The sequence below is a fragment of the Rhodohalobacter sulfatireducens genome (assembly GCF_022012475.1).
Lineage (GTDB): Bacteria > Bacteroidota > Rhodothermia > Balneolales > Balneolaceae > Rhodohalobacter > Rhodohalobacter sulfatireducens.
Genome location: NZ_JAKLWS010000010.1, coordinates 15,276 through 38,498 on the forward strand (window position 1 = coordinate 15,276; position 23,223 = coordinate 38,498).

23 protein-coding genes are annotated in these 23,223 nt (G+C 41.3%); 21 read left to right on the plus strand and 2 right to left on the minus strand.

Features of this window, described 5'->3' with window-relative positions; translation table 11 throughout:
• Positions 1-15: 15 nt before the first annotated feature.
• The 9 genes from L6773_RS09485 (at position 16) to L6773_RS09525 (ending at position 7,681) form a co-directional block, all read left to right on the plus strand.
• Positions 16-1,086 (plus strand): 3-keto-alpha-glucoside-1,2-lyase-like domain-containing protein, encoded by a 1,071-nt coding sequence (locus L6773_RS09485; RefSeq protein WP_237853753.1) that lies wholly within the window; start codon positions 16-18, stop codon positions 1,084-1,086.
• Positions 1,087-1,531: 445 nt separating this feature from the next.
• Positions 1,532-1,807, plus strand: coding sequence for a hypothetical protein (locus L6773_RS09490; RefSeq protein WP_237853755.1), 276 nt, complete (start codon positions 1,532-1,534; stop codon positions 1,805-1,807).
• A gap of 127 nt (positions 1,808-1,934) precedes the next feature.
• The gene (locus L6773_RS09495; protein WP_237853756.1) at positions 1,935-2,906 is read left to right on the plus strand and encodes an NAD(P)-dependent alcohol dehydrogenase; all 972 of its coding nucleotides are present in this window, start codon (positions 1,935-1,937) and stop codon (positions 2,904-2,906) included.
• 512 nt (positions 2,907-3,418) lie between these two features.
• On the plus strand, positions 3,419-3,916 hold the full coding sequence (locus L6773_RS09500) for an RNA polymerase sigma factor (protein WP_237853758.1): 498 nt from the start codon (positions 3,419-3,421) through the stop codon (positions 3,914-3,916).
• 19 nt (positions 3,917-3,935) lie between these two features.
• On the plus strand, positions 3,936-4,586 hold the full coding sequence (locus L6773_RS09505; RefSeq protein WP_237853760.1) for a hypothetical protein: 651 nt from the start codon (positions 3,936-3,938) through the stop codon (positions 4,584-4,586).
• A 207-nt stretch (positions 4,587-4,793) separates the two neighbouring features.
• Positions 4,794-5,189, plus strand: coding sequence for a VOC family protein (locus tag L6773_RS09510; RefSeq protein WP_237853762.1), 396 nt, complete (start codon positions 4,794-4,796; stop codon positions 5,187-5,189).
• A 298-nt stretch (positions 5,190-5,487) separates the two neighbouring features.
• Positions 5,488-5,823: a nuclear transport factor 2 family protein gene (locus L6773_RS09515; RefSeq protein WP_237853764.1), complete on the plus strand. Its 336-nt coding sequence runs from the start codon at positions 5,488-5,490 to the stop codon at positions 5,821-5,823.
• A 186-nt stretch (positions 5,824-6,009) separates the two neighbouring features.
• Complete coding sequence (locus L6773_RS09520) at positions 6,010-6,882, plus strand: alpha/beta hydrolase (protein ID WP_439653429.1); 873 nt, start codon at positions 6,010-6,012, stop codon at positions 6,880-6,882.
• A gap of 235 nt (positions 6,883-7,117) precedes the next feature.
• Positions 7,118-7,681, plus strand: coding sequence for a sugar O-acetyltransferase (locus tag L6773_RS09525; RefSeq protein WP_237853768.1), 564 nt, complete (start codon positions 7,118-7,120; stop codon positions 7,679-7,681).
• A gap of 238 nt (positions 7,682-7,919) precedes the next feature.
• Here L6773_RS09525 and L6773_RS09530 read toward each other — a convergent pair whose 3' ends face one another.
• Positions 7,920-9,056 (minus strand): Na/Pi symporter, encoded by a 1,137-nt coding sequence (locus tag L6773_RS09530; RefSeq protein WP_369431560.1) that lies wholly within the window; start codon positions 9,054-9,056, stop codon positions 7,920-7,922.
• Positions 9,057-9,513: 457 nt separating this feature from the next.
• Here L6773_RS09530 and L6773_RS09535 point away from each other — a divergent pair, with 457 nt between their 5' ends.
• The 9 genes from L6773_RS09535 to ppk2 (L6773_RS09575) all read left to right on the plus strand — a co-directional run bounded on the left by L6773_RS09535 (position 9,514) and on the right by ppk2 (L6773_RS09575) (position 18,689).
• Entirely contained in the window at positions 9,514-10,710 is a 1,197-nt protein-coding gene (locus tag L6773_RS09535) for an FG-GAP repeat domain-containing protein (protein ID WP_237853772.1), read from the plus strand.
• A 524-nt stretch (positions 10,711-11,234) separates the two neighbouring features.
• On the plus strand, positions 11,235-12,392 hold the full coding sequence (locus tag L6773_RS09540) for an endo-1,4-beta-xylanase (RefSeq protein ID WP_237853774.1): 1,158 nt from the start codon (positions 11,235-11,237) through the stop codon (positions 12,390-12,392).
• A gap of 444 nt (positions 12,393-12,836) precedes the next feature.
• Positions 12,837-13,202, plus strand: a complete 366-nt coding sequence (locus L6773_RS09545; RefSeq protein WP_237853775.1) for a hypothetical protein — start codon at positions 12,837-12,839, stop codon at positions 13,200-13,202.
• Between the two features lie 900 nt (positions 13,203-14,102).
• The gene (locus L6773_RS09550; RefSeq protein ID WP_237853777.1) at positions 14,103-14,708 is read left to right on the plus strand and encodes a hypothetical protein; all 606 of its coding nucleotides are present in this window, start codon (positions 14,103-14,105) and stop codon (positions 14,706-14,708) included.
• 6 nt (positions 14,709-14,714) lie between these two features.
• Positions 14,715-15,014 carry a winged helix-turn-helix domain-containing protein gene (locus tag L6773_RS09555; protein ID WP_237853779.1) on the plus strand — a complete coding sequence of 100 codons (300 nt, stop codon included), beginning with the start codon at positions 14,715-14,717 and terminating at the stop codon, positions 15,012-15,014.
• Between the two features lie 261 nt (positions 15,015-15,275).
• Positions 15,276-16,385 (plus strand): hypothetical protein, encoded by a 1,110-nt coding sequence (locus tag L6773_RS09560; RefSeq protein ID WP_237853780.1) that lies wholly within the window; start codon positions 15,276-15,278, stop codon positions 16,383-16,385.
• A 219-nt stretch (positions 16,386-16,604) separates the two neighbouring features.
• Entirely contained in the window at positions 16,605-16,796 is a 192-nt protein-coding gene (locus L6773_RS09565; RefSeq protein ID WP_237853782.1) for a hypothetical protein, read from the plus strand.
• 265 nt (positions 16,797-17,061) lie between these two features.
• Positions 17,062-17,910 carry a polyphosphate kinase 2 gene (gene ppk2, locus L6773_RS09570; RefSeq protein WP_237853783.1) on the plus strand — a complete coding sequence of 283 codons (849 nt, stop codon included), beginning with the start codon at positions 17,062-17,064 and terminating at the stop codon, positions 17,908-17,910.
• Between the two features lie 14 nt (positions 17,911-17,924).
• The gene (gene ppk2, locus L6773_RS09575) at positions 17,925-18,689 is read left to right on the plus strand and encodes a polyphosphate kinase 2 (protein ID WP_237853785.1); all 765 of its coding nucleotides are present in this window, start codon (positions 17,925-17,927) and stop codon (positions 18,687-18,689) included.
• A gap of 378 nt (positions 18,690-19,067) precedes the next feature.
• On the opposite strand, the gene L6773_RS09580 is transcribed toward ppk2 (L6773_RS09575), so the two are convergent.
• Entirely contained in the window at positions 19,068-19,733 is a 666-nt protein-coding gene (locus L6773_RS09580; protein WP_237853787.1) for a hypothetical protein, read from the minus strand.
• A gap of 169 nt (positions 19,734-19,902) precedes the next feature.
• Here L6773_RS09580 and L6773_RS09585 point away from each other — a divergent pair, with 169 nt between their 5' ends.
• From L6773_RS09585 to L6773_RS09595, 3 genes are all read left to right on the plus strand, one after another.
• On the plus strand, positions 19,903-20,337 hold the full coding sequence (locus L6773_RS09585; protein ID WP_237853789.1) for a hypothetical protein: 435 nt from the start codon (positions 19,903-19,905) through the stop codon (positions 20,335-20,337).
• Positions 20,338-20,756: 419 nt separating this feature from the next.
• On the plus strand, positions 20,757-22,463 hold the full coding sequence (locus L6773_RS09590) for a GMC oxidoreductase (RefSeq protein WP_237853791.1): 1,707 nt from the start codon (positions 20,757-20,759) through the stop codon (positions 22,461-22,463).
• 4 nt (positions 22,464-22,467) lie between these two features.
• Positions 22,468-23,064, plus strand: a complete 597-nt coding sequence (locus L6773_RS09595; RefSeq protein WP_237853792.1) for a gluconate 2-dehydrogenase subunit 3 family protein — start codon at positions 22,468-22,470, stop codon at positions 23,062-23,064.
• Positions 23,065-23,223 lie beyond the last annotated feature (159 nt).

Sequence of the window (23,223 nt, forward strand, 5' to 3'; positions counted from 1 at the left end):
GTAAACAAAAATATCATGATAAAATTACTCTACCTGTTAATCGTATTATTCGTCGCTGAACTATCCACTGCTCAAAACTCAACCGTAAAAATTGATATGAATGCTTCCAATTGGGACTTGCCCGAGGAAGCCGTGTTAGAAAGGTTTGATAACAAAGAAACGCTTCTACTGAATGGAAAGGCCATTGTGAAAAACCAAAATTTCACAAACGGAACCATTGAGGTGGATATATACGCCAATTCAAAGAGAAGTTTTGCCGGCATCATCTTCAGAAAGCAAGATCAGACCATGGAAGAGGTATATATGAGACTTCACAAATCCAGCCAGGCCGATGCAGTTCAATATACACCCATTTTTAATAATGAGACGAACTGGCAATTATACATAGAACATCAGGCGATGGTTTCTTTTAAAGATTCAGGCTGGAATACTCTTCGTATTGAAGTGGCAAATAGCAGTGCTGAGGTGTTTGTAAATGACGAAAAAATGTTTACGGTTGATCATTTAAAGACAAACCACAGTCGTGGATCAATCGGCCTAACTGCTCTGTTTACCAATAGATTTTCAAATTTTCGGGTAACCAACAGTGATAATACTGTTGATTCGCAAACCGAAGACAATAGTGTTATGGACCCAAATATCATCTCAGAATGGCAAATTTCCCAGGCAAAACCTTTCAATGAAGAAGAGTTTGGTATAAATAATTTTTCAAGTATAAATTATATGACCGCTACAACAGAAAATTCCGGTCTACTACCAATTTCCAAATATCTTGAGAAACCATCATCAGGTAATTTTGAGGAGAACCGGGAAGATTACACCATAGCATATACAACAATTCACGCAGATAAACGGGAAACAAAACTTTTCTCCTTTGATTATAGTGACAGGATAATTGTTTATCTCAACGGCGAACCCATTTTTAAAGGTAACAACGCTTTCAGGGCTAAAGGAATACAATACATGGGTCATATGGATATAAATACCAACAAATTGTACCTGCCTCTCAATAAAGGTAAAAATGAAATTCATTGTATAGTTATTGACAAGGCAAACGGTTGGGGTATCATGGCAAAATTAGAATGACCTGTTTGCCACTCTCTATAGAATCGAAGCAAAGGTAACCGGCCCCACAGCTGTTTCTTCAGTATAAGATAAATAACAACTTTTCGAGATAAAGATGAATATTATTATGCAAAGTAACATTGCGCTGCCTGCTCCTTAATTGGCAAGGAGGCTCTATATGCCTTGAATTTACTACACTCCGGTAGTTCTATTCCTATCATCTGCCTTAATCTATCATCAATTAACCGAGCAATCTTCCAAACTCTAAATCGCAAGATATTGACAGTAATTTGATATTTAATCGGCGTTATTCATGTTGCCCTGTTAGTTTTATTTAGAACGTGAATAGAACTGGTTTATGAAGTTAGGATAGAAGAACGGCATTGGACATATTCCAACTTTGGCTTTTATTGTAAAAACATTGCATCTAATTTAGCGCCAGTATCATTAATACAAATCAGATCAGATGAACCAAAAAGAAATTTCTCAATTAAGTGACGAAGAACTGCTGGAAGAAGTACAAAAAATAAAGCCATCCCCCGGCATTGATGCATTTTTTATTGGGTTTTTAATCGGAATCATCATTTTCAGTGTAACCGCGAGCAGTTGGGGGTTTCTTACCTTAATTCCTCTGTTTTTGATCTACCTGTTTTTAAAAAAATCAAAGAGATACGATGCACTAAAGAAGGAAATGAAAGACCGAAAATTACAATCAATTTATACGCGTTTTTTTAAATCATAATGACGCAGTGCGTTACCGTCACTTTGAATGCACCAACAGTTAAGCTACTTTAATTGCTATTCATAAAGCGCGGTAGCCACAGTGGAATTTCCGGGCAACCCTCGTGATCTCTTCATAAAAATATCTCATGAAAGCAATACTTTTAAAGAAGTATGGAACACCGTACGATCTTACAATTGGGAAGGTGGCTAAACCGGTCCCGAAACACAATGAAGTGCTGGTGAGAGTTCACTCAGCATCTATTAACGATTGGGATTGGGGATTGGTCAGGGGAAAGCCATTTGTGATCCGTTTGTTTTTCGGTCTGAGAAAACCCAAAATTCAGTTTCCGGGGGTTGATATTTCCGGAAAGATCGAAGCATTGGGCAGTAATGTGAGTTCCTTTGAAATCGGTGATGAAATCTACTGCGATCTGTCGGATTGCGGTCTCGGTGGATTTGCCGAATACGTTTGTGTTCCGGAAAAAATATTGTCCAAAAAGCCCTCCAATATAAGTTACAGTGATGCCTCTGCCCTGCCACATGCCGGGGTACTCGCCCTACAGGGGCTCGTTGAAAAGGGAAAGGTGAGATCCGGACAAAGTGTCCTCATCAATGGCGCCGGAGGCGGTGTCGGGACCTTGGGCATACAAATCCTGAAATCTTACGGGGTAAAGGTAACCGGTGTTGACAGTGACAAAAAACTCGGTTTGATGAAATCACTGGGGTTTGATAGCGTAATGGATTTTAAAAAAACGGAATTTACCGCTACCGGAGATAAATACGACCTCATCCTTGATGCAAAATCAAACAGATCCGTATTTAAATATGCACGATCTCTCAAAAAGAATGGTACTTATGTCACAGTCGGAGGGTCGATGGTCAGATTAATTGAAATAGCATTGATGGGCTCGCTCATATCACTTTTTACGAGTAAAAAGCTGAGTGTTCTCATCCTGGAACCAAATAAAGGTTTGGACCGGATTTCTAAACTTGCAGAGAAGGGACAAATGAAACCTGTTATTGATGGCCCCCACCCATTTGATAAAATCCCTGAGTTAATTCAATATTTCGGGGAAGGCAAGCATTTGGGAAAGATTGTTGTTGAAATGGATGAATAACGACGCAGAAGCTGTATCCATCCTTATGTGTTAGTTGACTTATAACCTATTTATGCCCTCCAATGTCAACCGGATGCACTCCTGATCAAAACTGTCCTTTCTCGCCTAAATAGTTCTGATACCCTTCCTGTGCATGTCTATTACGCCAAAGGCGTCCCTTGCGGTGCAAGTAGTATTCAACGGTGGCTCGCTCAGGCACTATGGGACACCAAGCAGATAATGAAGCTCAACGAACAGAGGTTAGCCAGGCGATCCCTCTATTTACAGGACGGCTACAGAACATATTGTGTATCCTGAATCCGGATGAACAAGCGCGGAACTACAGCACCAAGAAAGAAAATATTTTTTCTTACCCTAAAAAGCTCTGCAAACTCCGTTAAAACCTCATACGGTTCCATCTGATTGATTAATTTTCTCCTATTGAAAAAAATTATCACGGAATATGTAATTCTGATAGTTGATTTGTAACTAACAGTATAAAACAGGCAATTTTCATTTATGCAGGCTAACCGTTGAAAAACGAAAATCTTGAACAACAATTTTTAGACCAGGTAATGGACCATCAAGCCATTATACATAAAGTATGCGGTATGTACTGTGATAATGAAGAGGACAAAAAAGATCTCTTCCAGGAGATTCTTATCAACCTGTGGAAATCCTATCCCTCCTTTCGGGGAGACTCAACTTTTACAACATGGATGTACCGGGTAAGCCTGAATTTAGCTTTTCAGCGATTACGGAAAACAGCAAAAAACATGGAGCAGGTAATGCTTCCGACCACCTTTGATACCATGAAAAGCTCCGGGAAAGAAGGCTTACCGAACAGAGAAAAACAACAAATGTATGCTGCTATTGAGAAGTTAAACGAGGTAGAAAAAGCTATTGTAATGTTATACCTGGAAGAAAAAGGAAATGAAGAGATCGCAAAGATCATCGGAATCAGCCAAAATTATGTAAGAGTCAAAATGACCCGCATCAGAAGGAAACTCAAACAGATAGTGGAGGAATAATACTATGGAACTTGAAACAATGAAAACAATCTGGAAAAAAGAGAGTGAAGAGCATTTTCAAAACAATCAAATAGAACAGGAAAAAATCCAATCACTTATGAAGTCAAAATCACAGATGACCTTTGCTAAAATAAAACGCTCCATGCAGTTCAAATCCGGAACAGCGGGTATCATCGGAACGGGTGCTTTGATACTTGCCGCTTTTTACTTTTTTGGAGTTATAAAAGAGCCCCTTTCAGTTGCGCCATTCCTGAGTGTTATGGAGACGGGGGTTATCCTTTTTCTGATGGGGCTTATCTTGTGTGTTACAGCTGTAGCCAATCTATTGAGTTACAACCGGGTTAAACAATTTGAGCAATCTTCAAAACCCCTAAAAAAGATGCTGAGTGAAAGCGTCACTATTCTGCGCAATATTATCTCACTGGGCATCTATTCGGATGCGATATTTGTACCGGTATTTTCTGGGTTTATCGCCTATAAATGGCTTTTCAACGACGGCCTTGTATCCGATATCCGCCTTTTTTACCTGGTGCTTATCGTTTCCGCCGCAGCAGTACTTTCTTATGTTATAGCAAGCCGTTTTATGTATCAAAAACATGGTGGTAACCTCGAAAAACTACGTGGATATCTCAAAGAACTTGATTCAAACAATGGTATCCCTGTCAATTAATCTTTTTGGGAGAGGGATTTATACGAAGACTTTACGAATCTTGCTTTGCAGCTGGTTATAAAACCCAAACTAATCCATCACGTTATTTAAAACCAAAACCGGGATCACACCAAGCGGATTTCAAAAACAGCAATTTTCAATAAGTAAATCTCATGTTGATTTATAATCTTAATGCTACAATTTATCCATTAATAAAAACTTGAGATTATGAAAATCAAAGTTGTAGGTATTCCTGTTAAGGATCAGGAAAAAGCGCTGAAATTTTACACAGAGAAATTGGGGTTCATCAAAAAACGTGATTTTCCACTGGGTGAAGGAAACCGATGGTTGACCGTTGTATCCAAGGATGAACAAGATGGTCCCGAGTTGCTCCTTGAACCCGCCCCCAATCATTTTGAACCTGCAAAGGTCTACCAAAAAGCAGTAAAGGATGCAGGTATGCCGTATACCCAGTTCAGAGTAGATAATATTAAGGATGAATATGAACGGTTATCAGGTATTGGAGTTGAATTTAGTATGGAACCCACAGACATGGGTACTTCCAAGGTGGCTATATTCGACGACACTTGTGGCAACAATATGATGATCGTTGAAATGTTATAAAGCAAAATCAAAACGATCTGTATTCGCATTAAACGCTTTCTCAAGACACTTCCTTTACCTTTTGGATGAAAAGCGGAACTGTCTCTTGCAGTAAAAATCAAAGCATATCATCAACAACTCGGCATTTAAACACCTCAAGGTCAGGTTGCCACTTTGAAATTGCCAATTGTTTTTAAAAGGTTTTACTGTTGATTTAAATATCGTTGGGATAGCTAACGAACAGTAGGAGTATGAGGGTACAAGTTCATTCCCTTCGATTGCTAAATAAAATCTTAACCCAAAAAGAGAGATAATTACAATGGAAAATCCTGTTGAACACCAAGTCAAGGCCTTCAACAACCGGAATATTGACGCATTTCTAAAAGCCTTTTCTTCTGACGTGAAAGCTGAAAACGGAAGCGGTGAAGAAATGATGAGTGGTCTTGATGAATTTCGCGCTTTTTATGAGAACCTGTTTAATAATAGCCCTGAACTTCATTGTGACATCATCAACCGAACAAAAGTTGGTGACTGGATCATTGACGAGGAAAAACTTGAAGGCCTCAAAGCTGAAGGTTTTCCAGAAGAGGCACATGCTGTAGTTGCCTATACCGTCAACGATGGGCAGATTACATTCGTACGGATGTTTTCATAATTCCAATATTTTTTAAATACTTCAGACACAAAAACAATACTGCGTTAGTATCATCTTGACTAATGTGCAGAGATAAGGTATATCCTCTCTGTCTTCTACCGATTTCTAGTTCCCCCATTTTGTAGTACATTCTGTTTGTAATCAACCTTTACCATTCAGTAGATCATTATTAGTGAGGAGCTTGAAATGAAAATGTCTTCAGCACCGAGATTATTAACTCTTTTACTGCTTTCAATTTTATTTTGCGCAACGGGGAATGATGATAATGCACCTGACAGTATCGTATCATACAAGACGATTGGTGAGACAGAACTTAAACTACACATCTTCACCCCGGAAGGATATGAGACGTCCGATAACAGACCTGCCATCGTCTTCTTCTTTGGCGGAGGGTGGAAAGGTGGATCGCCAAGCCAGTTTTACCCGCAAAGCAGGTACCTCGCTTCTCGCGGTATGGTGGCGATATCCGCAGAATACCGGGTGGAGTCCCGGCATAACACAACCCCGCGAGAGTGTGTATTGGATGGCAACTCGGCGATCAGATGGATAAGGCAACATGCCGGTGAACTGGGTATAGATCCAGAACGAATTGCAGCAGGTGGCGGGTCAGCAGGTGGTCATGTGGCGGCCGCCACAGCAATAACAGATGGGTTTGAGGAAGAAGGGGAAGATCTGAGTATACCCTCCCGTCCGGATGCGCTGGTATTATTCAATCCAGTATTTGATAATGGACCCGAGGGTTATGGTCATTCTCGTGTCAAGTCATACTGGAAGGAGTTCTCTCCAATGCACAATATAGACGATACTGCACCACCAACCATCGTCTTCCTTGGTACTGAGGACAGTCTTGTCCCGGTGAGTACAGCCAGGAAATATAAACGCCTGATGGAAGAAAAGGGCCGCCGCTGCGATCTCCATCTTTATGAGGGGCAGCCTCACGGTTTCTTTAACTATAGTAGTAGAGAATACTACAACAAGACGGTCATCGAAATGGATCGCTTCTTGAGCTCTTTAGGATATCTGGATGGTGAGCCAACATTGCAGAACGAGCAGGATTAGGAAAACTGTAATTCGTTCTCCCTTGTCAAGTTTTGGTTAAGCTCATCAGATCTGCCATATCAGACTGATATTTCAAAACCTCCTTGTGTATTTTGTTGGTAAGGCCATGCCGGTTCTTGCCCGCTATCTATTTATTAGTTACCCTTTCACTCTTCAACTTTCTTATAAAAATAAGTGCCTGAAGTATATATGAACTCTCATTAGACATTTGGTAAACCTACTCAATTCTTGTTCTATGACCGAAAAACAGAAAATGCTCGCCGGTAAATTGTATGATCCGGGCGAACCCGAATTGGCAAAAATGCGGCAGATTGCCCGCCAAAAAACTGAGAAGTTTAACAGAACATCTCATAATGAAAGCCAAAAAAGAGTTGACATTATTAAATCCCTATTCGGATCAACAGGTCAAAATATTCACATTGAACCATCCTTTCGATGTGACTACGGGAGAAATATTCATGTCGGTGAAAATTTTTATGCAAACTTTGATTGTGTGATTTTAGATGTAGCCGAGGTACGTTTTGGCAATAACTGTTTATTAGCTCCCCAAGTTGGTATTTATACAGCAACACATCCCCTGTTACCCCACGAGAGAAACAGTGGGTTAGAATTGGCAAAACAAATTACGATAGGTGATAACTGCTGGATTGGAGGACATGCAACAATTAATCCTGGAGTTCAACTTGGAGACAATGTGGTTGTGGCATCAGGGGCGGTCGTGACGAAGAGTTTCGGCGATAATGTAGTAATCGGCGGAAATCCTGCCAAGGTTATTAAAGAATTACCTATAAATGAATGATAGAGATGTGTCTTGCACTGGTATCATTCTAAAAAGTCGATTCTATTTTTGAAATTCTATTCAGCGCACCACTTCTGCAGTTGCTTACTGCATGCAGTTTATACGCCCATTTGCTGAAAAATTGCGAAGAAGAAGTGAGTTTTCGCGAGACCGGGCCTTCCTTTTTGAATAAATCTGAGCTTCAATGTGAAACTCAAAATACTAACCCAGGGAATCCATCATGAAATCAGGTCTGTGATCAGAAAAACAGCTCTGAAACTCCAAGGGCAAGAAGCGGCAGAAGGAAGAACACCGATACAATATACGCTCCCACAAACCATTTCCTCTTTTGGGTCATTTCGGCCATTTTTTCGGCGATGGTCGGTGGAACATTACGCAGAAATGGAATGGAGAAAATTAGCAGAATAGCAAAAACATTGAAGAGTAAGTGAAGCAGTGCGATCTGAAATGCCAGTACAGCCGTCGCCCCGGTAATAGCCATTGCTGCAAGCAATGCTGTAACTGTTGTACCGATATTTCCTCCAAGTGTAAAGGGATAGACCTGTTTCATGGACATAACCCCACTTCCGGCCATCGGAACAATCAATGAAGTGGTTGTGGATGAGGATTGAACCAAAACCGTAATTGCCGTACCTGCACCGATTCCGGAGATCGGCCCACGGCCCACGGCAGTATTCATGATTTCAAGAGCTCGCCCTGTCATAAGCCTTTTTAGTATTTTCCCAATCGTGTGGACAACAAAAAGGATGAGGCCCACACCAAGAATGATAAGAAATATCCCCTGCCAGACTCCCTGGATCAGCGATGAAGACCACATAATCAGATTTACTAAAGGAGCAATTGCAAATGAGACAATATTAAAACTACTCACACCTACATCTGCCATGGCTATATCGCCTGAAAAAAACCCGGCTAACCATAGGGAGGCATGTTCAAGAGGATGAAAAAGAAGTTCAATCGGTAAAATCAACAGAACAGCAAAAACATTAAAACTGTCGTGAACGGTAGCAGCTGAAAAAGCTCGTTTAAATTCTTCACCGTCCCTTACATGCCCCAGGCTTACAATTGTGCTTGTAAGCGAGGTACCGATATTGGCTCCCATAATCATCGGTATCGCCATCGACATCGGTAATCCTCCCGCAACCAAGCCGACAATAATGGATGTGACAGTACTTGAGCTTTGTATTGCCGCTGTGGCAACAACTCCAATCATCAACGCGATGATGGGATTCGTGGCAAATTCAAATAGTTGAGCTGCGGCTCCTCCTGTGGCAATTTCAAAACCATCTCCAATGATAGATACTGCAACCAAGAGCAAGTAAACGAGTGCTGCTACGGCACCCCACTTGATGAGATGTCTGTAACTATCAAAAATACCCGAACTCTTTGTTTCAGCCTGTTCCAAAATTTATGCAGCTCATTGTTGTTCGATATCTCTTGATTAAGATACAAATCAATTTTTATGCTAATGTTACCTCAATGTTAAGCGGTAAAACCTTTATTGAACTTTATAACATATTGGAGGTGTCATCTTGATTGTTTCCTAACTCGTTTAAGTAAAAACCTTTTGTGAACAAGTGTCATTTCGAACATTATTTTGATGGTATTACTTTTGGAAAGAAAACTCTCCACAAATGAACTAAGCTTTTTTCATCGTCTTATTTAATGGTATTTTTGCCTATGAGTATGTAATGCTTGAGCAGTTATTTGATATTTTTTTATCAACAAGAGACAATTATACTTTGAAATTCATCTAATATTATCCTTAAACTTTAATTCTCAGATAGTTTGATAAGAGAGAAAAAAAATCGTCCAACGAATCGAGAATGAATATGAAACCACACAAGTTTTCTACACTGCTTTTGCTATTCACCATACTCGGCTTTGGTATTACAACAGCCCAAACACAATACAGGGATGTTACAAGCACACATCTCCCCTCCGCCCCGGATCTTCATGCCCTTGGATCCGAATTTGTAGATGTGGATAAAGACGGTGACCTGGATATCGCACTTGCTGTGGAATATGGTGCCAACCGGCTTTACATCAACGACGGACAGGGACGTTTTCGCTGGAAAGAGGGGGCTTTTGGCCGGGCCTCTCATGATACAGAACATGTGGTGGGAACTGATTTTAATCAAGACGGACATGTGGATTTCATTTTCATTGCAGAAGATGATCAAACACATCAACTTTTTTTCGGAAATTCCGATGGAAGCTTTTCTGATGAAAGTGACCGAATTCCGGCGATGAGCGAGGGGAATGCCCTGGCAGTCAGTGATCTGAATGGGGATAATTTACCGGATATCGTTGTTGGGAATACCGGTGAAGAAAACCAGAACTTTTTGTGGTTGAACAATCCCGATCAGCCCGGCCGTTTTATGGATGTGACCCGTGAACGGTTGCCACAGATTCAGGATAATACGCAGGGTATTGCACTGGCAGATATCGATAAAGATGGAGACCCGGATATGGTACTTGGCAATGAAACACCACCCAATGCCCTCTTCCTAAACGATGGTAACGGGCACTTCTCAGACCATTCGGATCGCCTTGACCTTGTCACTCTACTGGAAACGCGAGAAGTACATGTGCGGGATTTTACCGGGGACGGCCACCTGGACATCCTCTTTTTTAACCTGACAAGTAATAATACAGGTTGGGATAAAAATCCAAGGGTTCGTCTGCTGGTGAATGACGGACAGGGACAGTTTAACGATGAAACCCCTGACCGTTTGCCATACAATTCGTTTTCCGTTTACGCCGGCATACCTGTAGATCTGAACCGGGATGGTTCACTGGATATCCTCCTCGGGCCGATCCAGATTCCGGGATTTGTTCCACTGCAAGTTCGTGCATATATCAATGATGGCAGCGGATATTTCAGAGACAAAACGGAAGATTATATTCCTGAAGAAACTGTGGGACGAGGCTGGGGTTTTGAAGCTGGAGACCTCAACGGGGATGGCAAAAATGATATCTTCATAGGCGGTTGGGGAACCCAGGCACGTTTATTGCTTGCCAATTGACTTCTCTAATATAACTTTGACACCAAACAAATTTATCTCCACTATCCATAGATTAAGTCTATAAGCAAAACTGGCTGGTGGTGTCGAATAGATCAATTTCCTTACCTGTTTTATAGCTGTTTCATACCTGTGGTACAGTTGCACTTTGGATTCACAAATACCTGGCCATATCCGAATTCCTTTTTTTAAAAGTTTGGGGTGAACAAACGCAAACACCCGATAACTGTATCGTCGAGAGAATGGACGACCGCCGAAATGCGATGCTATCATGGGACGCCGTTCCCGATGCCACCGGCTACGTTATTTATTGGAGCATTGAGGAAGAAAGCCTGAACCTCTCCCCCATGAGGGATATGAGCTAAGAGCCTTCATACCGTACAGGGAGTTTATTACTGAATGAAAACGGTATTAAAGAGAAATAGGGTTATTTATACGAAATAATCTGATATTTTTCTGTATTACGTTAATTAGTATCTGTCACTCTTTAAAATCGATATTCATACAAATTCAATAGTGAGGATAAGATGATGAAGCATAATCACTCAATCGACAGAAATACCCGGTCAACTCTTTTTCTGATTCTCTTTTTGATCATCATTGGATGCACAAATGAGCAACAGAACCTGGAGTCATCCGACTCAAACTCATTATCAAATTCTTACCTGCATGATTTTAAAATTGGTGTAGCACTGAACCATTCCCAAGTGGCCGGAGAAATACCACGGGTCACTCCATTGATCCGGCAGCATTTTAATTCCATCACCCCGGAAAATCTGCTGAAATGGGAACGGGTACATCCAAATCCCGACGAATATAATTTTACTCCAGTGGATACTTTTGTTGAGTTCGGTGTAGAGAATAAGATGTTTATTGTTGGGCATACATTGGTATGGCATTCACAGGTTCCGGATTGGGTCTTTGAAACAGAGAACGGCGAAGCCGTCGGCAGGGAAGAACTTCTACAGAGAATGAGAAATCATATACAAACAGTTGCAGGCCGATACCAGGGACGCATAGACGGCTGGGATGTCGTCAACGAAGCTGTGTTGGATGAAGGCGGCATGCGAGAATCAAAATGGTATGAATTGGTGGGAGAAGATTACGTCCAGAAAGCATTTCAGTATGCCGGTGAAGCCGCTCCGGACGCTGAGCTTTATTACAATGATTATAACCTGTGGATTCCTGAAAAACGGGAAGCTGCAATTGCACTGGTGAAAAGCCTGCTGGAGAATAATATCCGCATTGACGGTATAGGCATGCAGGCTCACCTGAAAATAGATACTCCTTCTATCGAAATGATGGAGGAGAGCATCATTGCCTTTTCGGAATTGGGCCTGAAAGTTATGATTACCGAACTCGACATTGACCTCCTGCCTCGGGAAGAACAAGCAGATGTTGAACTTCCTGAAAATAGCCCGGTACCTGATGCCCTTAATCCATTCACTGAAAACCTGCCGGACTCAATGCACCAGGAACTTGCAGACCGTTATTCAGCTCTGTTTGAGCTATTTAAAAAGCACAGTGATAAAATAGAGCGTGTGACGTTTTGGGGACTCAATGACGGACAATCCTGGCTTAATAATTTTCCAATTCGCGGACGAACGAATTATCCGCTTCTTTTTGACCGTGAGTTTGAAGCCAAACCTGCATTTGAAGCCGTCTTAGAAGCAGCTAAAGATTAGTGTCGAGATATCGGTAAAAGTTATTTGTATCTGCCATTCGTTTGGAGCAATCAGTTTTTATTATTCTCACACAGTACCGATCGTATAATCGTTGAATGGAGAATCCAGGCGTGTTGATTATTTACCAATTGAATGTGTCTGTGTAAATCAAGCATACAATGAACTACCCCGGGGCAAAGCCCGCGAGGTATCAACGAAGAACCCATAACATTTTGGTCAAAACGTGTCTTATTTTTGGAGTGTCCCACTTCAAAGGAGGATTTTTATCTTTTTCGAGCCAGAGGGTCGGGGAATTAAACCACTTATCATAAAACAGTTTCCCACTTATGGGAATATTTATTTGCCAAATTTCTATTACAGATGTTTATTTTGGCATTAACAACTTGAAAACCAGCAGCTTAATCATCAGACTGTGTATTGTTTTTTTTAAAAAATGGATAAGATATGAGCCGATCAGCTATCAGCGTTTTAGTTTATGGTATTTTTCTAGCTTTTAACGGAATAATGCTTCTTTTTGTACCGAATGCACTGTTAACTCCCCTGGGAATCGAACCCACATTTGAAGTCTGGGTCCGGCTTTCCGGAATATTACTGATGGCTATATCTGTCTATTACTTTTTAGCAGCCAGGTATGAAATTATTGTAATCATGAAAGCGACTGCATTTATTCGTTTCACCATCATCTTTTTCTTTTCAGCATTTGCACTGCTTGATTTTGTTTCTCCAAACATCATCATTATATCTGTTATTGACCTGCTGGGAGGTATTTGGACGTATGTGATGTTAAAAAATGAAGGACATTTTGAATGACAATAGCCCGGTATTTCGGTTAGGAAATTATGCAACCTGCGGATTTATTTAAGATGTTTTTCCCAATAATCCGGTTTTCGATTCATCTGCAAGATGCAAAAACCATGATCAATTCATCCCTGTAAACCTTGTATACAATCGCATAAGGGAATCAATTCAGAAAAATAAGCTTGGTTTGATGTAGATAAGGATGGCCTGCTTTGGGGAATTTTATAAGTCGCTGTACAGCATATTCAAACTCTTGAATAAAATCGTAGGAAAGCGTCAGATCAAATTGTTTATAATAACGCGTTTACCGGTTAAGATTGTAAGAAATAAAACCCTATAGTTATCTGGAATGAGCTTTTTTAGCTATTGTCATTCCTCCCGACAGCGGTCGGGAAAAAGCACCCGAATCTTCCCCCTTCGACCTGTGCTCCGAAGCCTCTCCTTTGCGCAGGGTTACGGTGAGCATCTTTGGCGTAGGATGTAAGGGGGACTCAGGGGGATGATCAGCCTATAAAACATGCTTCGTATAATGAATACGACTATGGCTTTGTAAATTCAACTGGTAAACGCGTTTATAATAATCAACGATATCGTAAAACTTGGCCTCTGCCGCATTATCAAGTTCAAAGGCCATTTTGCTCATCGGTCAAGAAGTGCCTGCGCATTTTTTTACTTCAATCCAAGGTTTTGTAGAACTTTTACCTTGTTCATACCGGTCAATACGTTTTTTTGTTCTTCAGACCACGCTTCCTCAGATTCAAATTCCTTCTCTGGGTGAAGACTATTGATCAGCATATGTGCAAGTATCGCATAGTATCATCTGATAGACCCACCTCCCTTCCCTTCTTTTTTTCATTCTATCTGTTGACTAATTCATATTTTGAATGTACTTTGAAATAAAAAGTACTTTGTATGAATAAAGAACGGGACTACATTCAAGATATCGCTGAGATACGCTCCATGATGGAGAAATCTTCCAAATTTTTATCTCTTTCTGGATGGGCCGGAATCATGGCCGGTATTTATGCACTGACGGGTGCTTACATCGCCTACCGTTTTTTTGATTTTTACCCGGATGAAATTTCATACAGCACCCCTGCCCTTACGAATGTAGTGAGTCTGGCGCTCATCATTTTGGTTGTGGCACTATTAACCGCCATATTTTTTTCATGGAGAAATGCGAACATCAATGGTGAAAACATATGGAATGCCACATCACGACGGTTACTGACCCAAATGGCAGTTCCTCTGTTCACTGGTGGAATTCTAATTCTAATTTTAATATCAAAAGGTTTGATTGGGCTAATCGCCCCATTCACACTCCTGTTTTACGGACTTGCTCTATATAACGCTGGTAATACAACCATTTTTGAGGTCAGGCTGATGGGGTTTGTCCAGATCGCCCTCGGATTATTCAGCTCGGTTTTCCTTGAATACAGTTTGATATTTTGGGCAGTTGGATTTGGTTTGGTTCATATCATATATGGCATTTACATGCATTTCAGGTACGAACGGTGAGAAACAGTGAAATTATCATTTGATGATCTACATAAAGCATTTGAAAGTCGCGTAAGACTTGGAATTATGTCTGCCCTGGCTGTGAACGACACATTGGATTTTACTTCACTGAAGGAATTCTTAGATGTGACCGATGGGAACTTAGCGACTCATATTAAAAAATTGGAGAAGGAAAACTTTATCGGGATCAAAAAATCATTTATCGACAACAAACCAAACACCAGGTACTATATGACTAAAGAGGGTAAGAAAGCCTTCGCCGATTACCTGGGCCTCATGGAACAGATTATTAAATCACAAAAATAGATGCTGAATAAACAGTTCACCCCTTTACACGTTGTTAAGCTCCACTTTTCTTTCATCTTTGAAAAGGATACTTGCTCATTTGTTCACAGAACACCAACACTCAAGCCTGTAAAGCAGGATCATCGCAACATGTAAAAAAATTTATATCATAACTTTGAATTACAAAGTACTTTCTATCTTCAAATAACTTCTTGTTCCCAATTCAGCCGGAAAACAAACCAATAAAGCCCAGCTTTATTAAACCTAAATGGAATACATTCAATGTCAACACCAACCCAACTCACCGAATCAACAAAAACATACAAGGAAGCCATTATTGTCTTTGCCCTGGCAACAACAGCGGCTCTGTTCATTAAATTACCCGATCTTTTAGGATTTGATACAAACCAAAATGAAGTTTTTTACATCCAGAATTTCAGCTTTTTCGTTCTCCCGCTCCTTGTCATTTACTTTACCTGGAAACGAAGCCCTGGAATTCGAACTCTCTCTTGGTTGACCTTTGCTTTTGTGGCAGCAATTCTATTCGCCAACACCTATCCGTTTGAAACGTCCGGTGATACGATCATACTTACTTCATTGCATATGCCAATTGCACTATGGTTGCTTGTGGGAATAGCGTATACAGGCGGTAAATGGAATCAGATTAGCGCTCGTATGGATTTTATACGATTCTCCGGTGAACTGTTCATCTACTATGTCCTTATCGCCCTCGGTGGCGGGGTTTTGATGGCATTAATGGCATTCATATTCCAAACCATCGCCATCGATATTGAACCTCTCTTTGAATCATGGATACTTCCCTGCGGATCGGTTGGTGCTTTAATTATCGCCGCCTGGCTGGTGGAGATAAAAAAAGGTGCAGCCGAAAACTTTGCGCCTATGCTGGCACGACTCTTTACACCACTTTTTGCTGTCGTACTGCTTTCATTCCTGGGTACGCTGATTTGGACCGGACGCACCATGGAAATAGAACGTGATGTACTTATTGCTCTGGATCTGCTTCTTGTGGTGGTACTGGGTCTTTTGCTCTATTCCATCTCAGCCCGGCGGGTAGATTCTACTCCAGGGATAATTGATTTTGTTCGGATCGTTCTACTGGTGAGCGCTTTAATCGTTGACTTGATTGCGCTCTGGAGTATTGGCGGAAGAATTTCCGAACTCGGCTTAACACCGAATCGCATCGTGGCACTGGGTTTAAACCTGATTCTCCTTATCAACTTAAGTGGGTCTGCCCTGCTCTATATCCGGTATATACTAAAACAGGGATCTTACAATCGTCTCGAAAAATGGCAAAGCGATTACCTGCCGGTCTATGCTATTTGGGCAGCTCTTGTTGTGATATTCATTCCACCCCTCTTTAGCTATGCCTGATGAAACATATTAATCCCTGATTGGGCAGGTTAGTTACCTATGAAGTGCGCCCCCGGACGAATGACATTTTATAACACCAGCAGTTTCAACTACTTAACTCAAACGCTGGAATAATCTGCCCAATTTTGCTTATCAACCATTAATGAGTCCGCAATGGATTATCGATCACATAAATATGTAGAGTAACAATTAGAATAAGATGATTACCTCTGCACCAAAATGAGCCTGACACAACGCCGGAGTGTTTGGGAGCTGGATGCATTGACAAAACCCCACCATTACCCGGGTGATTACATTTGCGGCCATCCATTTTTTGAAAATCTGCAGGACGCATCCGATCATAAGATCTATTCAGAAGAACTCTTCCCCGGCTTTGATGCACTTTTTATTCAGAGAAGATATTCACCGTAATGTTTCAATTATAGCTTATTATTCATTTAACCTGAATAAAATCGAATATTTGACTTTTTTTGGCGATTTTATTCTATTCAATCAAATAAATGAGCCGTTATCCTGAAACGGATAAATAGCTAAAAACACAGCAACTAACCAACGAATCTCAATTAGCATTAAAACAGCAGCAGCCTACCTGAACGGCTCAAGAAATCCCGGAAATACAAGGGGCATCTACTGAAGGCATCTCCGTTGTTTTACGAAATTGGAACGATCCTGGACCATGAATTTTACATCTGAACACCTAAAAAACGCAGATACAAGAAATGATCTCATCAAAATTGCAAAAAAGAACGGTATACCTGTTCAAAAAACACTGGATAAATTACGGTATGAAGCTGAACTAAAGCAGTTGCAAATTGAGATGGTGAATCTTCAAAAATGGATAGCCAAAAAGAAGAAACGACTTGCAATTATTTTTGAAGGACGAGACGCTGCCGGCAAGGGTGGATCCATCAAACGGCTTAAACAGCATCTCAATCCACGGTCATCCAGGGTGGTCGCTTTGTCAAAACCAACAGAAGTTGAAAGAGGGCAATGGTATTTTCGAAGGTATATCAAAGTACTGCCCAACCCGGGTGAGATTGTATTTTTTGACCGAAGCTGGTACAACCGTGCTGTTGTGGAACCTGTGATGGGTTTTTGTAATGAGGAGGAGTATGAACAGTTTATTGTTCAGGTACCTGAATTTGAACACCTGCTTTACGAAGACAATCTCATTATGATCAAGTTTTGGTTTTCAATTTCAAAGGATGAGCAGCAGGAGCGATTCGAATCCCGACTGCAAAACCCGTTGAAACAGTGGAAATACAGTCCCGTTGATATGAAAGGCCAGGAGCTTTGGGATCGCTATACCTATTACAAAGAACAGATGTTCAGTAAGACCCACACTAATTTCAGTCCCTGGATTATCGTAAAAGCCAACAGTAAAAAGAAAGCCAGGCTGGAAAGTATGAGATATATACTTTCGAAATTTAATTACGAAGGGAAAGGTGAATCGGACACAACTCTACTTCCGGATCCTAATATTGTGATGAGATACCATCGAAGTGCAACTCAAATTGATATCTAAATAATTTTTACAGGATGAAACTAACAGATAAAGAGATCGAGCTCCTGAACTCCAAAGATGGCTTTTATGCCCTTCTTAAAAGGAAAAAGCTTAATATCAGAAAGTCTTTGAAGGAGGCTAAATATGCCCATGAAATGAACAAAAAGCAGGAAGAGATGATCAAACTGCAAAGCTGGGTTATAGAAAATGATAAAAAAGTGGTCATTGTTTTTGAAGGCAGGGATGCAGCCGGAAAAGGTGGAGCTATTCGTCGCCTGACGGAGCGCATCAACCCAAGACACTTTCGCAGTGTTGCTTTGAATATTCCTTCTGACGATGAGCAAAAACAATGGTTTTTCCAAAGATACATTAACCAGTTACCCAACCCCGGGGAGATTGTCCTGTTCGACCGGAGCTGGTATAACAGGGCGGTCGTTGAACCGGTCAATGGTTTTTGCACCGAAGAGGAATACCGGGTTTTTATGTCCCAGGTTAATCAATTTGAGAAGATGTTGGTTCAATCCAATACGTACCTGGTGAAGTTTTACTTTTCCATCACAAAAAAAGAACAGGCCCGGCGGTTTAAAGACATCAAAAAAAGTCCGTTAAAACGCTGGAAAATGACCGCCGTAGATGAAAGAGCACAAGATCTTTGGGACTCTTACACAGAGTACAAGGAAAAAATGTTTGAAGTCACCAATTCAGAACATGCACCATGGAGAATAATCGATGCCAACAATAAAAGGTATGCACGACTTGAGGCTATCAAACATATTCTAAAAACAATTCCCTACGAGTAAAAACTCTCCCTACACTTAACTTTTTTAACTGATCCAGACAATCGGGACAATTAACAGAATGATGAATGTCCATCGACATTCCCCTTCTACTGTTGTCAAGATTCAATATCCGGATTCCAACCGGGTTAATGGGTACTATTTGTTAAACGACAGATCTGTCCAAACGGTTTTGAGATCAAAAAATGTCTTCTCTTGCAGGCCTTCAGCATGCTTTATTAATAAATAAAAAGGGTACAGGTGAGTCAACTACGCCAGCAGGCTTTCTTGACCGAGGACGCTTCGCTTAATACATGCACCAGATGAGTTTACGATTGACATAGTAAATGTTTTCCAATTGCAGAAACGTTTTGGAAAGCTGTTTTTAAATAAATGAACCCTTCATGTTGGCTCTAACTGATTTTTGAGCTCAATGAGTTTCTCCTTATGCCTCACCATTTCAGACAGTTTACCCTCATAGGTTTTTATCTCTGAAATTTTCGGAAAATGTACTTTTTGCTTGATATAGGAATAGGAAAGTGTAATAGGAATGTAGTTCAGCAATAAAATCAAAAGCTGAAGAATATCCGTTTTAACGGGTTTTAAGCCAAACCGGGCTGCAGTTTTATCATTGATGATATAGGAAGTTCCACGAATTTGAAGGTCTCCCCTACTCTTATTCTCGTGTTCCGAGATAAAACGTAATAAGCCAAGTATATAGCCATACAACACAAATCTTGTCCGGTTCCGCCCTTTCAAATCCGAAGTGATGGTGAACAGATAATCAAACAGAGTCCCGCCGTGAACAACCACCTTGCCATTCCTTTCTGGCTCAGTGATGAATAATGGAGAATAGTAAATAAATTTTCCGTTTTTTCTGCCCATAGGAAGGTCTATAAACGGTGCGGTAATCAAAATAGCAAAGGGGATGAGCCCTGCAAGCAGATATAATCCTGTGAGGTAGCATATCAACAAAATGAGAGAACTTACCAGGAATAGGAGCAGCCCAGTTTTCCAAAGAAACTTTTGTTGTTCAGAGTCTGATTTTTGAAAGAATTGATGTTTCATTCTTTTAATAAAGTAAAATGGTTTATCCGAAATGATTTGCCAAACTGACGAAAACAGAGCGGAACCACAAATTCAATATTTATATATAGTTTTGGCTCGTATCTCACCCCTTGCTCACCACTAAATTAATCATTACCATTTCCATAAATCTCAAACAAGCGGGAGAACCATGAATGATAAGGATGCACTTTTAAAAAAAATAAACACAAAACGAGGGGAGGTATCTGATTATCTAAAAAAGAATGAGCCAAGACATTCCCGGTACATTACCATCTCAATCGTGGCCGGTGCATTAGCTGCAGCACTGACAGCCGGCCCCGGTGTGGGAGGCCCCGGTTTTATCGAATCTGCAAAGGGTGTGATATCATTTGGTATTCCTGTATGGCAAGTGCTCTGTTTAGTGGCTACCCTCTTATCCATGTCTGCTGTCATTGCAAACGGATTGTTAAAAGCCCGTGATCTAACCTCGAAAATTACCCAGGTTCGCGGCTGCGATGCCAAACTTGAAGGACTGGAAACCATGCTTGAGTTTGAACAGATAGATCTAAAACAAGCAACTTCGCTTTATACACAGTATCTGACCGAGATTCCGCATATAAGGTGATTGATCTCTGAATGGAGATTCATTCTGCGAATTCAGATCTCGGGTCTTAGATCAAATAGCCAAGCTCGCATATCCTAAATATTATATCATTTTTTCTATACCAGATTCCCCCTGGTTACCAATCCTGAATCTATATCTGCATTCCACAATTTTTTTATATATAATTTCTCCAGTGTTGACAAAACCTAAATCCATGGTTTAGCGGTTTAAATAGAATTTAGTATGATTATCCGGAATAATAAGTTAAACCAGCTATCATTTTACTTAATGTAGCCCTATAGCGTTTGAGATATCGTTTTTTTAAGATCAACACTTGTACTGGATTACAATTATGTAAGTTGATCAGAATTATTACATTTCTGCCGAATACAATTAAATGTTAAGTCTACCTATAATACTGTTTCTTTAATTAATTTTTTATGGCGAATTATAATATTCAAGCAAAGCGTGATGTAACTTATGATGCGATCGTTATCGGATCAGGAATAAGTGGCGGATGGGCAGCCAAAGAACTCTGCGAAAATGGACTTAAAACACTGGTACTGGAAAGGGGCAGGATTGTCAAACATGTTGATGATTACCCAACCATGCATGATGACCCCTGGGATGATGAATTAAGGGGTTCACTTACCCCCGAAGACAGAGAAAATCATTATAAAGCCGTTCGGGCCGGGTTTATTGGACAGAGCAACAAACATTTTTATGCAAATGATAAGGAGAATCCTTATACCGAAGTAAAGCCGTTCTTATGGGTCAGAGCGCATCAAATGGGAGGACGTTCCCTCTTATGGGGAAGGCAGTGTTATCGCTGGTCAGACCTCGATTTTGAAGCAAATGCAAAAGACGGACATGGTGTTGACTGGCCCATACGCTACAAAGACATTGAACCGTGGTACACATATGTAGAAAAATTCGCAGGTATCAGTGGTGAATCGCTTGGACTGCCTCAACTGCCTGACAGCCATTTCTTACCCCCTATGGAGATGAATTGCCTGGAAAAGCAGATCAAAAGCCGAATTGAAAGTGAATTTACCGGAAGAAATATGATTATTGGCCGGGTAGCGCACCTTACCGAACCGATGAACGGACGGGGCAAATGCATGTTTAGAAATCGCTGCGACCGTGGCTGCCCCTACGGAGCATACTTCAGCAGTAATGCAGTAACGCTGCCAGCCGCTCACTCAACCGGTAATTTAACAATCAGGCCCTATTCGATTGTACAATCAATCATCTATGATGAAGAGTCCGGTAAAGCATCAGGGGTTAGAATTATTGATGCTGAAACGGATGAAGTGATTGAATACCAGTCGCGAATCATTTTCTGCAATGCCTCAGCACTCAGCTCTACTCAAATTCTTTTAAATTCAACCAGCAACCGATTTCCCGACGGACTCGGGAATGACAGCGGTGAGTTGGGCCATAACCTTATGGATCACACCTACAGAGTTGGGGCTATGGGTGAATCTGAGGATTTTGAAGATCAATACTACCAGGGGCGCCGTCCTAACGGCATCTATATCCCGCGATATGTAAATCTGCAAGATCAGCCTCAATCGGATAAATTCGTTCGCGGTTTTGGGTACCAAGGCAGTGCCGGACGCGCAAATTGGTCGAGAGGCGCCAACGAAGAGGATGTTGGAGGAGATTTCAAAGACAGAATGATGAAACCGGGCCCGTGGGAATTCTTTATCACAGGTTTTGCGGAATGTCTGCCTTATCATGATAATCAAGTGTACCTCGACAACGAAAACCTGGATAAGTGGGGTCAGCCCACACTTGCCATCGATGCCGAATGGCATGAAAATGAACTGGCCCTGAACAAGCAGATCAGGGAAGATGCCAAAGAGATGCTGGATAATGCCGGGTTAAAAAATGTTGTGGATTTTGATAAAAACCACGAGATGGGATACGGAATCCACGAAATGGGAACCGCCCGCATGGGCAGAGACCCCGAAACCTCCGTTTTGAACGGCACCAACCAAATTCATGCCTGCAAAAATGTATTTGTAACGGACGGGGCCTGTATGACCTCATCATCCTGTGTAAATCCTTCGCTCACGTACATGGCCCTGACGGCCCGGGCCGCAGATCATGCCGTATCGGAACTCAAAAAAAATAACCTCTGAACCTATGGACAGACGAGAAGCTTTAAAAAATACAGCACTATTGACCGGAGGTATCCTCGCGGGACCTTCGTTGTTAGGCCTACTACAATCCTGCACAAAAGCCAGTCGTTTGGACTGGCAGCCACTTTTTTTGAATGAAGACCAGGCATTGTTCATCTCCGCCTTCGTGGATACCATTCTTCCGGCCACGGATACTCCGGGTGCCTTGGATGTAAACGTGGATATATTTATCGACCTGTTTTTTGAAAAATCGTACGACGCAGAATCCCAGCAGCAGGTACGAGATGAGCTGGATCAATTGAATGCAGAGGCGGAGCAGAATTACGGGGCTCCTTTCATTGATTTAAATAATGATGACAGGAAGCAGTTCCTGCTCGATCAGGAAGAAGAGGGCGGCACATTCAGAAAAAGCGTATGGGGAACGGCCGTCGGTGACCAGGAAGAACCGCCGGGATTCTACAAGTCCTTAAAATCGCTGACATTATGGGCCTATTTCAGTTCTGAAAAAGTCGGCGAAGAAATTCTTGTTTATGATCCAATTCCCGGTGTTTACCGAGGTTGCATTCCTCTGTCTGAAGATGAAAAATCCTGGAGTCTGTAAGATCATTTTGTAAAGCTTGATCTCTGATTGGAGATATCCGTTTTTTGATCTCAGAAGTTTCCCAGATCAAAGATCTGAGATCGCATATCATTTTTGACCCAGTGGATTTTTGACTCCTCTCCATCCCCGGTATAGTACGTGAATATAGACCATATTTGT